12 protein-coding genes and 1 pseudogene are annotated in these 13362 nt (G+C 61.1%); all 13 read right to left on the reverse strand.

Annotation, left to right across the window (positions count from 1 at the left end):
- Positions 1-3: 3 nt before the first annotated feature.
- Positions 4-456 (reverse strand): GNAT family N-acetyltransferase, encoded by a 453-nt coding sequence (locus tag IWX85_RS09625; RefSeq protein ID WP_036804619.1) that lies wholly within the window; start codon positions 454-456, stop codon positions 4-6.
- Complete coding sequence (locus tag IWX85_RS09630) at positions 453-1400, reverse strand: glutathione S-transferase family protein (RefSeq protein ID WP_036804621.1); 948 nt, start codon at positions 1398-1400, stop codon at positions 453-455. The genes IWX85_RS09625 and IWX85_RS09630 overlap by 4 nt, the downstream gene beginning before the upstream one ends.
- A 34-nt stretch (positions 1401-1434) precedes the next feature.
- Positions 1435-2197 (reverse strand): annotated as a pseudogene (locus IWX85_RS09635) (acyl-CoA dehydrogenase family protein); the annotation flags it as partial.
- Between the two features lie 63 nt (positions 2198-2260).
- Positions 2261-3277, reverse strand: a complete 1017-nt coding sequence (locus IWX85_RS09645) for an NADP-dependent oxidoreductase (RefSeq protein ID WP_036804623.1) — start codon at positions 3275-3277, stop codon at positions 2261-2263.
- Positions 3278-3374: 97 nt separating this feature from the next.
- The gene (locus IWX85_RS09650; protein WP_036804625.1) at positions 3375-3824 is read right to left on the reverse strand and encodes a PaaI family thioesterase; all 450 of its coding nucleotides are present in this window, start codon (positions 3822-3824) and stop codon (positions 3375-3377) included.
- 133 nt (positions 3825-3957) lie between these two features.
- Complete coding sequence (locus tag IWX85_RS09655) at positions 3958-4749, reverse strand: SDR family oxidoreductase (protein ID WP_196869581.1); 792 nt, start codon at positions 4747-4749, stop codon at positions 3958-3960.
- Between the two features lie 59 nt (positions 4750-4808).
- Positions 4809-5033, reverse strand: coding sequence for a hypothetical protein (locus tag IWX85_RS09660; protein ID WP_196869582.1), 225 nt, complete (start codon positions 5031-5033; stop codon positions 4809-4811).
- Positions 5033-6865 carry an acyl-CoA dehydrogenase gene (locus tag IWX85_RS09665; protein ID WP_196869583.1) on the reverse strand — a complete coding sequence of 611 codons (1833 nt, stop codon included), beginning with the start codon at positions 6863-6865 and terminating at the stop codon, positions 5033-5035. The genes IWX85_RS09660 and IWX85_RS09665 overlap by 1 nt, the downstream gene beginning before the upstream one ends.
- A gap of 137 nt (positions 6866-7002) precedes the next feature.
- Complete coding sequence (locus IWX85_RS09670) at positions 7003-8178, reverse strand: acetyl-CoA C-acyltransferase (RefSeq protein ID WP_196869584.1); 1176 nt, start codon at positions 8176-8178, stop codon at positions 7003-7005.
- Between the two features lie 46 nt (positions 8179-8224).
- Complete coding sequence (locus tag IWX85_RS09675) at positions 8225-10324, reverse strand: 3-hydroxyacyl-CoA dehydrogenase NAD-binding domain-containing protein (RefSeq protein WP_196869585.1); 2100 nt, start codon at positions 10322-10324, stop codon at positions 8225-8227.
- A gap of 195 nt (positions 10325-10519) precedes the next feature.
- Positions 10520-11215, reverse strand: coding sequence for an ABC transporter ATP-binding protein (locus tag IWX85_RS09680; RefSeq protein WP_036812172.1), 696 nt, complete (start codon positions 11213-11215; stop codon positions 10520-10522).
- 37 nt (positions 11216-11252) lie between these two features.
- Positions 11253-12050 (reverse strand): ABC transporter ATP-binding protein, encoded by a 798-nt coding sequence (locus IWX85_RS09685; protein ID WP_196869586.1) that lies wholly within the window; start codon positions 12048-12050, stop codon positions 11253-11255.
- Positions 12047-13357, reverse strand: a complete 1311-nt coding sequence (locus tag IWX85_RS09690) for a branched-chain amino acid ABC transporter permease (RefSeq protein ID WP_036804640.1) — start codon at positions 13355-13357, stop codon at positions 12047-12049. Before IWX85_RS09690 ends, IWX85_RS09685 begins: the two co-directional genes overlap by 4 nt.
- Between the last annotated feature and the right edge of the window lie 5 nt (positions 13358-13362).

The following is a 13362-nucleotide window of genomic DNA, read 5'->3' on the forward strand; positions in this document are numbered from 1 at the left end:
AAATTAAATGCTGCGCAACATTTCGATATGGGCAATGCCGTCTTCGAGGTAAACCGGTCCAGCCTTGTCAAAGCCATGCTGGCGATAAAAAGCCTCCAGATGGGCCTGCCCGCCTATCCTGATCGCTTGAGCACCCCAGGCCTGCAACAGGCAGGCAATGGCTTGGCGCATCAAGGCATGCCCTGCCCCGGTGCCCCGAACGGCAGCCCGGGTCGCCACGCGGCCAATGCTCGCTTCGGCAAACTTGTGTCCCGCCGCAAGACAGCGGGCATACGCCACCAGGCTGCCTTGCAAACTGCCCAGCAAATGCATGGCCTGCGCGTCAGCACCGTCCATGTCCTGAAAGATGCAGGTCTGCTCGACCACAAAAACTTCGCTGCGCAACTGAAGCACGGCATAAAGCTGGGCAGCGCTGAGCTGATCGAACGCCAGGTAATGCCATTCAATGCCGTTCATGCCAACTCGACGGCCTTTAGCGAATAGCCGATGCGCGGGAAATGCACATGCACCAGGCCGGCCCGTTCGTCGGTTCGGCGCAGCGTGTAATGCATCCGGGTGGCAGCCACCAGTTCGCCCTGGGTCGGCTCCTGGCCGAAGGTCTCGGCGCAGACCCGCACCTCGCGCCCCAGCGCAATGCCATGCTCGTCCTGAAAAACATCGTCGTGCAGGGCTGAGGGTGTGGAGGCGGCGGCAACCGCGATGGCGTCCTGCGCACTCGACTTTTCCATGGCGCCATGGCCAATCGCAGCCATGCGGTCCATCCAATCCAGCACCGCCGGCGTGGCGTCGAGCAGTCCGGCGAGCACCGAAGTGCGCACCCGTGTGAACCACAGCGGGTGGTACATCGCAAAGTCGGTGATGCACGGCATGTCGCCCAGCAAAAAAGGCCGGTCGTCGAGCATGTCGGACAGGCGGCGCAAATACGACCGGTACGCCGCGGCAGCATCCTGCGGGCGCTGGCGGGCGATGCCGGCGCTCATCGCCTTGCGGTCTTGGGCAAATGCCTGGGCTGATTCAGGCGGGGCGTGCTCGAACAGCTGGGCGATTCCCCTGGGCTGCAGGTTGTACGCCATCGAAGTCCAGAACAGCGTGGTGTCTGCCCATTGCGCCAGGGTGCGCGCCATGCCCTTGCTGGGTTCGGGGTACAGCGCGGGCAGTGGCGCGATGTGCTCCAGCACGTCGGCAATCAGCGCCGTATCGCAGTAGATGTCGGCGCCAATCTGCAGCACCGGCGTCTTGCGGTAACCGCCAGTCAGGGCGATCAGCTCGGGCTTGGGACTCGCCATCGGGATGACCACCGATTTCCAGGGAATGGTCTTGTAGCCCAGCATCAGACGGACTTTTTCCGAAAAAGGCGAGGACGGGTAGTGGTGAAGGATCAAGGTCGGCGGCGTGGTCATGCGGGGCTCCTGAAAATTGGGATTATTGAACGACTCAAGCTTGTCGGGGCATGGCCCGGTCAATGATGCGGTCGAAATCGGTGCGGGAAGCCAGTGTGCCGAAGGTCTGGCCCCAGTCGCCTGCCAGGCGCGAGTCGCAAAAGGCGTCCGCCACCGCGCGTGAAGCCCCCCGACAGAGCAGCCTGCAGTGCCAACGCTGCCACGGCATCGGGCTTGCGCAGGGCGCGCGACAGGTCCGGCACCATGCTGTTGCCCGCACCTTCCCAGATCGATTTGACCGGCATTTCGCGGTAAATGCGCGCCATGATGCCTTTGTCGCCCTCTTGTACATACCCATTAGCGCCCAGGCATTCCATGGCTTCCTGGGCAAACGCACTACCGCGCTTGCAAATCGAGAACTTGGCGACCGGCGTGAGCAAGCGCGTCAAGGCTTCCTCATGCGCATCTTCTTGATGATAAAAACACCTTGCAAGCGTTATGGATGTACCGCAAGCAGCTTCACTTTCAATAGCAAACTCTGCCAGCATATTGCGCATCAGCGGCTGCTGGAGCAGCGGCTTGCCAAAAGCCTGGCGCTGAGCGGTAGGGTTCAGCGCCAAGCTGAGCGACTGGTGGTGCATCAACCCGCTGATGCCCAAGCCGCAGTCGAGCCGCGTCATGGTGCCCATGGCGAGGATTTGCGCCACACCCCGGCCTTCTTTCCCGACCCGCCAGGCTGGGGCACTGCTGAACCCGATGTCGGATTCAGCGCATCGCGCAAGCCCCGGTTGCCCTCGAACAGGTTGTAGTTGCTCAGCGGCTCGGGCGGGTTGAAGACTTCATGGGGGGTGTCCATGGCGGCCTCCTGGCTGGCAATAAAACTAGATCAACTTCACCAGTTGCTTGCCGAAGTTCTTGCCTTTAAGCAGGCCAAGGAAGGCGTCAGGCGCGGCCTCCAGCCCTTCGGCAATCGATTCACGGGGGTGCAGCTTGCCGGTGGCGACCAGTGTGGCGAGTTCCTTCAGCGCTTGCGGCCAGATGTCCATGTGCTCGCTGACGATGAAGCCCTGCACCTTGAGGCGATTCGTCAGGATCAGCGCGGGGTAGGTCAGCGGCAGCGGCTTGCCGTCATAGCCGGCAATCATGCCGCACACGGCAATGCGGCCAAAGGCATTCATGCGCAGCAGCACTGCATCGAGCACCATGCCACCGACGTTTTCAAAGTAGCCGTCGATGCCGTTGGGGCAGGCTTCTTTCAGTGCTTTGGACAGCGATGCCGCATCTTGGTGCAGCTTGTAGTCGATGCAGGCGTCGAACCCAAGCTCCTCGACGGCGTAACGGCATTTGTCCGGGCCGCCGGCAATGCCGACGGTGCGGCAGCCGCGCGCCTTGGACAAGGCTGCAAACGCACTCCCGACAGCACCGGTGGCGGCGCTGACCACCATGGTTTCACCAGCTTTGGGCTCGATGACCTTGACCAGGCCATACCAGGCGGTGACGCCCGGCATGCCGACCGCGCCCAAATAATAGGACAGCGGCACCTGCGTGGTGTCGACCTTGCGCAGCGCGCCCAGTTCGTCAGCGTTGACCACGCTAAAAAGCTGCCAGCCGCCCATACCGACCACCTTGTCGCCGGGCGAAAACTTCGGCGAACGGCTTTCGACCACTTCACCGACGGTGCCGCCACCCATTACCTGCCCCAGTGGCTGCGGCGCTGTGTAGCTCTTGGAATCGTTCATGCGGCCGCGCATGTAGGGGTCCAGGCTCAGGAAGTGGTGGCGCACCAGCACCTGGCCCTCCTGCAGGGCGGGAGTTTCAGCACTGGCCAGTTTGAAGTTGCTGGCGCTGGCTTCGCCGACAGGCCGGTTGTCGAGCAGAATGTGTTGATTGGCGGGCATGGGGTTCTCCTTAAAAAATGAGTGTGCTATTGAATAAATAGCTATAAACGCAAGCAGGACATGCGAAAAAGCATGATTTGACTCATAAAACTGAATTTCAGTCGGTTGAAATCGAACCGCCGGACGAACCGGGCACCTGCGCATCCCCCGCAGCGCCGGCCTGCCGTCTGACGTATTTGAAGGTGCCGGTCGAGTGGGCGCAGGCCTGTCCTTTTGCATCGTAGATCGTGGCCTCGACGAAGGCCAGTGTCGCCGTGCGATGCATCAGGCGCCCCTTGCCCGTGAGCGGCGTGCCGTCGCCCGGCGCAGGCCGCATGAAGCTGGTCTTCATCTCGATGGTGACCACGCCCATGTCCTTTTGCACGCTGCGCGCAGCCACGGCCATCGTCACGTCCAGCAGCGTCATGCAGGCGCCGCCGTGGGTGACAGCGAAGGAATTCAGGTGCTCGGGCAGGGGCGTATAGCCCAGCGTTGACTCGCCGCCCTCGAACAGTTCAAGCGTGAATCCCAGCAATGTAACAAAAGGAATTTCTGCACCAAAGTTCATGGCATGTCCAAAAGCGTGGGTGTGCCAACTTCAAACCAGCAAGGGCCGCGGAACCGGCTTTGCCGGGCCGCAGGCGCAGCGGCCCCCTCGGGGGGCAGCGCAGTACGCGAAGCGACAAGCGTGGGGGCCATATTCAACCTCCGGAAATGACCGACACGCCGCCATCGACCGCCAGCCACTGGCCCGTGATGTGCTTGCCGGCATCCGATGCGTACAGCACGCACAGGCCCTTGAGGTCTTCGTCGTCGCCCAGACGGCCCAGCGGCGCGTGGGCGGCGAGCTTTTCCTCGCCCATGGCCTTGAGCGTGCCGACCGTCATCCGGCTGGGAAAAAAGCCCGGGCAAATCGCATTCACGGTGATGTGGTTCACGCCCCATTCGCACGCCAGCGCGCGGGTGAAATTGATGACCGCGCCTTTGGACGTGTTGTAAGCGAGGGTGTTCATGCCGCGCGGGTTGCCGCCCAGCCCCGCAATCGATGCCACGTTGATGATGCGGCCCGACTGGCGCGGAATCATGCTGTGCTTGGCGATGTGCTGCGACAAGATGAAGTAGCCGCGCACATTGAGGTTCATCACCTTGTCCCAGGCCTCAACCGGATGGTCTTCGGCCGGTGCGCCCCAGGCGGCGCCGGCGTTGTTGACCAGAATGTCCACGTGGCCGAAGCGCTGGATGGTTTCATCGGCCAAGGCGCGGATGTCGGCTTCTTTCGAGCAGTCGGCGGCAATCCAGTCCACGTCGATGCCGGCGGCCTTCAGCACGCCAGCGGACTCGATCAGGTCTTCGGCCTTGCGTGAACTGAGCATGACCCGGGCGCCCGCTTCACCGAGTGCCTGCGCCAGTTGCAGGCCCAGGCCGCGCGAGCCACCGGTGATGAGTGCGGTTTTACCCTTGAGGTCGAAAAGTTGCTGGATGGTGCGGGTCATGGATCAGTCTCCTTGCAGGGTTTGTTAAATTGCTTAGTCGGACAGGGTTAAAACAGATTTCAGTCTTTTATTCTCGAACGGAGGTAAATCAGAAAAAAGCCGATGGCGGCCGCCAGCGCGCCGCCGACCATCATCAGCCAGCCGGTGTCCTCGTTCCTGGGCGCGACCCAGATGCCCAAAACCAGGGTCAACAGGCCTGCATAGATCAATATCCAGGTCAGTGCTCCCAGGCGTGCCAAGGATTTATTGGCACCGGTGCCAGGCGATTTCTTGAAATAACTCATCAAAAAGACGCTTCAGGAAAGTCGGCGCAGGTGCGGTCGCGGTTGCAAACCACCCGAAGCCAGGCCGTTGTTTTTGGCAGCTCATAATGGTAAAAGTAACGCATCGCGCCCATTCTGCCTGCATTTTCAGCTATTGATTGTGTAGCACCTGACGCTTGTACGGCAAGCGCCACGTCCAGCCATATCCAGGCCAGCACGGTATGGCCGAAGGCCTGCAGGTAAGGCACGGCATTGGCCAGCGCATCGCCGGGCTCGCCGGTGGCCCAGGCGGCCCGGGTGGCTTCGCTGACTTGCGCCAGCGCATCGGCCAGCGCATCGGCATGGGTGGCGAGATCGGGAAGGTGGCTGGCACGGGCTGCGGTGGCCGTGATGCGCGCGGCCAGCAAATCAAACCCCCTGCCGCCCTCCATCAGCACCTTGCGGCCCAGCAAATCCATGGCCTGGATGCCATGGGTGCCTTCGTGGATCATGTTCAGGCGGTTGTCGCGCCAGTACTGCTCGACCGGAAAATCGCGCGTGTAGCCATAGCCCCCAAGCACCTGGATGGCCAGCGAATTGGCTTCGAGGCACCATTCGCTGGGCCAGCTCTTGGCGATGGGTGTCAGCACTTCAAGCAGCAGCCGCGCCTCGTCAGCCGCTTGGGGCGCGCCGGTATGCTGATCATCGACCAGCCGCGCGCAGTACAGCTCCAGCGCCAGCGCGCCCTCGCAGTAAGACTTTTGCGCCAGCAGCATGCGCTTGACATCGGCATGCTCGATGATGCGGCTTTGCGGCGCTGACGCGTCCTTGCCCGCGCCGGTCATGGGCCGGCCCTGCGGACGGTTTTTGGCGTAATCGAGCGAAGCGTGATAGCCGGCCATGCCGAGCATGGTGGCGGCCATGCCGATGGCAATACGCGCCTCGTTCATCATGTGGAACATGCAGCGCAGGCCTTGGTGCGGCTTGCCGACCAGGTAGCCGACAGCGCCAGCCTCGCCGCTCACCGGATACTTGCCTTCGCCAAAATTGAGCAGCGTATTGGTCGTGCCGCGCCAGCCGAGCTTGTGGTTCAACCCGGCCAGCGCCACGTCGTTGCGAACCCCGGTCAGTTGGCCATTGACATCGACCATCTTCTTGGGAACGATGAACAGGGAAATGCCTTTGGTGCCCGGAATGAGCTTGCCGTCGGGCCCGGGAATCTTGGCCAGCACCAGGTGGATGATGTTGTCGGTCAGCTCGTGCTCGCCGGCTGAAATCCACATCTTGTTGCCCTTGAGGCGATAGCGCGGGCCCAGCGGGTCGGCTTCAAAATCAGCGCCGTCGGGCATGGCCCGTGTGGTGATGTCGCTGAGCGAGGAACCCGCTTGCGGCTCCGACAGGCACATGGTTCCCGAAAATCGGCCTGAAAATTCGTTGTTGGCGAACACGTCTTTTTGCGCCTGAGTGCCATGCACCATCAGCAAATTGGCATTGCCCGTTGTCAGCATGCTGGAGCCCATGCTGACCGAAGCCATCGCAAAAAATGCATTGGCGGCCGCTTCCACCGCGTAGGGCAGTTGCATTCCGCCGATGTCATAGTCCTGCGCGGCGCTGAGCATTCCTGATGCTGCATAGGCTTTCTGGGCGTCGTGCGTGGCTTGCGGCAGGATGACTTTTTCGCCGTCGAAATGCGGCTCCTGTGTATCGACCAAGCGGTTGAACGGCGCGTATTTCTCGCGGGCAATGCGCTCGCAGGTGTCAAACACCGCGTCAAAGGTTTCGCGGCTGTGGTCGGCAAAACGCTCGCGCTGGTTGAGCGATTCGGTGGCCAGCCAGGGGTAGAGCAGGAAATCAAGCGTGGAACGAAGGCTCATGGGGAATCCTCAATGCAAGGGCTGAAGCGCAAACCGGACACCGAAAATACGAGGCTTCGCAAAAACGCACAAAAAATCCAGAAGGCAGGCCTTGCAACTTATTCGGCGCGCCAGCCAGGTTTGTTGTCCAACGGGTTTTACAGCACTTCGAAAATGCCGGCGGCACCCATGCCGCCGCCAATGCACATGGTCACGCAGACGCGCTTGGCGCCGCGCCGCTTGCCTTCAATCAGCGCATGGCCGGTCAGGCGCTGGCCGGTCACGCCATAAGGATGGCCCACGGCAATCGCGCCACCGTTGACGTTGAGCCGGTCCATGGGAATGCCCAGTTTGTCAGCGCAGTACAGCACCTGAACAGCAAAGGCTTCGTTCAGTTCCCACAGGTCGATATCGCCGACGCTCAGGCCCAGCTTGGCCAGCACCTTGGGAATGGCAAACACCGGGCCAATGCCCATTTCGTCGGGTTCGCAGCCGGCCACCGCAAACCCGAGGAAGCGGCCCAGCGGCGTCAAGCCCTTGCGCTCGGCGACGGTTTCATCCATCACCACGACCGCGCCGCCGCCATCCGAAAACTGGCTGGCATTGCCGGCTGAAATCAGGCCGCCGGGAATGGCCGAGCGCAGGCCCGTGATGCCTTCCTTGGTCGTGCCGGCGCGGATGCCTTCGTCATTGCTGATGGTCACCTGTTTCGTCATCAAGCCCATCACTTTGTCGGCAATGCCAGCGGTCACGGTGATCGGCGCAATTTCGGCCTCGAACAGGCCGGCAGCCAGCGCGGCCGTGGCTTTTTGCTGGCTGGCCGCGCCGTATTCATCCATGCGGTCGCGGCTGATTTCGTAACGCTTGGCGACTTGCTCGGCGGTCTGCAGCATGTTCCAGTAAATCTCTGGCTTGTTCTTGGCCAGCCAGTCTTCGCGCAGCATGTGGGTGTTCATTTCCTGCTGGACGCAGGAAATGCTTTCAACGCCGCCAGCGACGTAAATATCGGCTTCGCCGGCAATCACGCGTTGCGATGCCAGCGCAATGGCCTGCAGGCCGGAGGAGCAAAAGCGGTTCACCGTCATGCCCGAGACGGTGACGGGACAGCCGGCGCGCAAGGCAATCTGCCGCGCGATGTTGGCGCCGGTCGCACCTTCAGGCGTCGCGCAGCCGATGATGACGTCGTCAACTTCGGCGGCGTCAATGCCGGCGCGGGCAATGGCGTGCTGGACGGCGTGGCCGCCCAGGGTGGCGCCGTGCGTCATGTTGAAAGCGCCCTTCCAGCTCTTGGCCAGAGGGGTGCGGGCGGTGGAAACAATTAGGGCTGAGGTCATGAAAATCTCCAGAATTTAGGGGCTTGGCTGGGTTGGCGCTGAGCGGTCAATTGAAGGTCTTGCCTTCAGCGGCCAGCCGGGCCAGCAGCGGGGCGGGCTGCCAGAAACTGGCGTCGTCAAGCGGATTCTTGGCAAAGCGGTTCATTGCCTGCACCACGTTAAACAGGCCCACCTGGTCGGCATACAGCATCGGGCCGCCCCGGTAGATCGGGAAGCCGTAGCCCATCAGGTACACCATGTCGATATCGCTGGCCTTGCTGGCAATGCCATCTTCCAGGATATGCGCACCCTCATTCACCAGCGAATACACCAGCCGCTGAACAATTTCCTCGTCGGAAATCTTGCGCGGCGTGATGCCCAGGGAAGCGCGGTGATCCTCGATCATCTTGACAACTTCCGCGTTCGCAATAGCATCCCGCTTGCCGGCCACATAGTCGTACCAGCCGGCGCCGGTTTTTTGGCCAAAGCGGCCCTTCTCGCACAGCAGGTCAGCAGTCTTGCTGTACTTCATGTCCGGCTTTTCCTGGTAGCGGCGCTTGCGAATCGCCCAGCCAATGTCGTTGCCGGCCAGGTCGCCCATGCGGAACGGCCCCATGGCAAAGCCGAATTTCTCAATCGCCTTGTCCACCTGCGCAGGCGTGCAGCCCTCGTCCAGCAAAAAGCCGCCCTGGCGGCCGTACTGTTCAATCATGCGGTTGCCGATGAAGCCGTCGCACACGCCGGAAACAACAGCCGTCTTGCGGATTTTCTTGGCGACCGCCATGACCGTGGCCATGACGTCCTTGGCGGTTTTCTCGCCGCGCACCACTTCCAGCAACTTCATGATGTTGGCCGGGCTGAAAAAGTGCAGGCCGACCACGTCTTCAGGACGCTTGGTGAACGAGGCGATCTGGTTCAGGTCCAGTGTCGAGGTGTTGGAGGCCAAAATCGCACCGGGCTTCATGACGCGATCGAGTTCGGTGAATACCTTTTCCTTGACGCCCATTTCCTCGAACACCGCTTCAATCACCATGTCGGCATCGCTCAGGTCGTCGTAGCTGAGCGTGGTGCTGAGCAGGCCCATGCGCTGCTCGTACTTGTCCTGTGTCAGCTTGCCCTTCTTGACCTGCGATTCGTAGTTCTTGCGAATGGTGGCCAGGCCGCGGTCCAGCGCGTCCTGCTTCATCTCCAGCATCTTGACGGGAATACCGGCGTTCAGGAAATTCATCGCAATGCCGCCACCCATGGTGCCGGCGCCGATGACCGCTATTGAGTTAATAGCACGCTGTGCAGTATCTGCAGGCACATCCGGTATTTTTGATGCCGCACGCTCGGCCATGAAGATGTGGCGCAGCGCGCGGCTTTCAGGCGTGAACATCAGGTTGGTGAACAACTCACGTTCAATGCGCAGGCCTTCGTCGAATTTTTGCTTCGTGGCCGCCTCGACCGCATCAACGCACTTGAGCGGCGCGGGGAAGTTTTTCGCCATGCCTTTGACCATGTTGCGTGCGAATTGAAAATAGGCATCGCCGTTGCGGTGCTTGCACGGCAGATCGCGCACCAGCGGCAGGGGGCGGGTGTCGGCAATCGCCTGCGCAAAGGCAAATGCTTCGTCGGCCAGCGTCTCAAGCGACGAAGCCATCTTGTCGAACAGTTTTTGACCCGGGATTTGCGCCAGCATTTCGCTCTTGACCGGCTCGCCGCTGACGATCATGTTCAGCGCCGGCTCCACGCCCAAGGCACGCGGCAAACGCTGGGTGCCGCCCGCGCCTGGCAGCAGGCCGAGCTTGACTTCAGGCAACGCCACGCTGCAGCCGGGCGCGGCGATGCGGTAGTGGCAACCCAGCGCCAGTTCCAGCCCGCCGCCCATGCAGACCGAATGAATCGCAGCCACCACGGGCTTGGACGAGTTTTCAACCGCCAGAATGACGCTGAGCAGGTTGGGTTCCTGAAGCGCCTTGGGCGAACCGAATTCCTTGATGTCGGCGCCGCCCGAGAACGCCTTGCCGGCGCCGGTGATGACGATGGACTTGACGGCAGCGTCGTCGTTGGCCTTTTGCAGGTTGTCCGTGATGCTCAGCCGGGTGGCATGGCCCAGACCGTTGACCGGCGGATTGCTCAGGGTGATCAGCGCCACCGAGCCGTGAACTTCGTAGAGGGTTGTCATGGGTTGGTTCTTTCCTTGATTGAAGTTTCAGTGTTGACGTTTCAAAGAGCGCTGGCCCGGTATGAGCGCCCGGCCATTGAGAAAAATAGTACGACCGTTCTTTTCTCATTGTAGGGAGGCTTGCAGGGGTTACAAAGCGAGAAGGATGCAGGTTCACCCGGTTTTTGTCCCGGCCGTGACAAAGCCGCCAGCTTGTTACACCTCCAGCCACTCCTTTCGGATGTAGGCATCGGCGCGCAGACTGTCGGGCGTGCCGTCAAAAACAATGCTGCCGTGGCCCATCACCAGCGCCCGGTCGGAAATGGCCATGGCGATCGTCAGCTTTTGCTCGATCAACAGGACCGAGATGCCTTTGGCCTTGAGCGTTTGCAAATACTGGCCCACCAGTTCGACGATCTTGGGCGCGAGGCCTTCGGTCGGCTCGTCGATGATGATCAGGTCCGGGTCGCCCATCAGCGTGCGGCACAGCGTGAGCATCTGCTGCTCGCCACCCGACAGCACACCGGCTTCGGTGTGCTGTCGCTCGCGCAGCCGGGGGAACAGGCCATACATGTCGTCGAACGACCAGCGCGAGCCCTGGCCCGATCCTTTCTGGCCAAGCAACAGGTTCTGGTGCACCGTGAGCTTGGGGAAAATATCGCGGTTTTCCGGCACGTAGCCCAAGCCCAAATGGGCAATTTGGTAGGCTTTTTTCCCGACAATTTCAGCGTTTTTCCAGAGGATGGAGCCCTGGCAATCGACCAAACCCATGATGGCCTTGGCGGTGGTCGAGCGGCCCGAACCATTGCGGCCGAGCAAGGCGACGATTTCACCTGGCCGGACGTCGAAAGAAACGCCGTGTAGCACATGGCTCTTGCCGTAATAAGCATGCAGGTCGGTGAGTTTGAGCACGGAAGAAGCGGAACCATCCTTGATGTCATGTTGCATGTCAGTGTCCCTGCCCTTGCGCGTCTGCCACCGATGAGCCGAGGTAAGCCTCCTGCACACGCTGGTCGGCGCGCACCGCTTCGGGCACGTCGAAGGCAATGATTTCTCCATACACCACCACGGCGATCTTGTCGGCCAGTCCGAACACCACGCCCATGTCGTGCTCGACCGTGAGCAGCGTCTTGCCGACGGTGACTTCCTTGATCAGGCTGATGAAGCGGCTGGTCTCGGAGCGGCTCATGCCCGCCGTCGGCTCGTCCAGCAGGATCACATCGGCGCCGCCCGCAATCGTGATGCCGATTTCCAGCGCACGCTGTTCGGCGTAGGTCAGGTTGATTGCGAGCACATCGCGCTTCTTTTCAAGCTTGATCATGGCCATCAACTCGTCGGCCCTGCCATTGGCATCGTCCAGGTTGGCAAGGAATTTCAAAAAGGTGTACTTGTAGCCCAGACTCCACAGCACCCCGCAGCGCAGGTTTTCAAATACGCTGAGTTTGGGAAAGATGTTGGTGATCTGGAAGCTGCGCGACAGCCCCAGCCGATTGATTTCAAACGGCTTTTTTCCATGAATGGCCTGGCCATTAAGAAGCACCTGTCCGCTCGTTGGCGCAAACCGCCCGCTGATCAGGTTGAATAGCGTCGATTTGCCAGCGCCGTTGGGGCCAATGATGGCGATGCGCTGGCCGGACTCAACCGCCAGATCGATGCCGCGGATGATTTCGGTTTTGCCAAAATTCTTGCGCAGGTCTTTGAGTTCGAGCGCATGGTGCCGCCCAGCGTTGGATAGTGCTGCGCTCACAGGGCCTCCCGCCGTTTGATTTCCAGTTCTATCGATTCCTGCGTGTCACCCCATTTCACCGCGAAACGGCGGCGGGCCCATTCGAAAACCCCCAGGCCCACCAGGGTGACGGCAGCGGTGGCGCCCCAGGTGGCTGGGGCTGCCGCGTTAAGCTGCAGGCCCATGAAGTGAAGCTGCGAGCCCAGGGCCGCATCGAGTTGCAGGTGGTAAAGCATTTCAATCATGGCGGCGGCCCCGGCAAAAGCGATCAGCCCGGTCACCAGCAGCGCGGCATAGTGGCCCAGCAGCGGTTTGAGTCTGCCGAACGCGGCCACGCGCACATTCATCATGACCAAACTGGCAAAGCCCCCTGGCGCAAACATGACCATGAACAAAAACACCAGGCCCAGGTACAACAGCCAGGCTTTGGTGAACTCGCTGAGCAGCACAAAGGCAAGCACCATGAGCACCGCGCCAATGATGGGGCCAAAAAAGAAGGTGGCCCCGCCCAGAAACGTGAACAGCAGGTAGGCGCCGGAGCGGTAGCCGCTGACAACTTCCGACGTCACGATCTCGAAATTCAACGCGGCCAGCCCCCCCGAGATGCCGGCAAAAAAGGCCGCGATCACAAAAGACAGGTAACGCACTTTCTGGGTGTCATAGCCGACAAATTCGACCCGTTCGGGGTTGTCGCGTACTGCGTTGAGCATGCGGCCCAGCGGCGTGCGGGTGAAGGCAAACATCAGGCCGGTGCAGACAAAGGTGTACAGCGCTATCAGGTAGTACAACTGGATCTGCGGACCAAACGTGATGCCCAGGGGCTTGGGACCGGTCACGCGGTTGCCCGAAATGCCGCCTTCGCCGCCGAAAAACTCGGGGAACATCAGCGACATGGCCCATACCAGTTCGCCAATGCCCAGCGTGATCATGGCAAACGTGGTGGCGGATTTCTTGGTGGTGACCCAGCCCAGTATCAACGCCGTCACCAGACCGGCCAGGCCGCCGGCCAGAGGAATCAGGCTGACCGGCAAGGACAGGCTGCCCTTGGTGACCGCATTGAGGGCGTGCATCGCGATGAACGCACCCAGTCCGGAATAGACGGCATGGCCGAAACTGAGCATTCCGCCCTGCCCCAACAGCATGTTGTAGCTCAGGCAAACAATGATGGCGACGCCCATTTGCGACAAAATGGTATGGCTCAGGCTGCTGGTAAAGACCAGTGGCGCCACGGCAATCACCAAGGCAAACAAGCTCCAGACCAACACACGCCCACGGCTTGGGAAACTGGAACGGCGCTGAACCGACGAAGAATGAAGAATGGCCGACATGACTG

The organism is Polaromonas sp. CG_9.11 (genome assembly GCF_015752225.1).
Classification (GTDB): domain Bacteria; phylum Pseudomonadota; class Gammaproteobacteria; order Burkholderiales; family Burkholderiaceae_C; genus Polaromonas.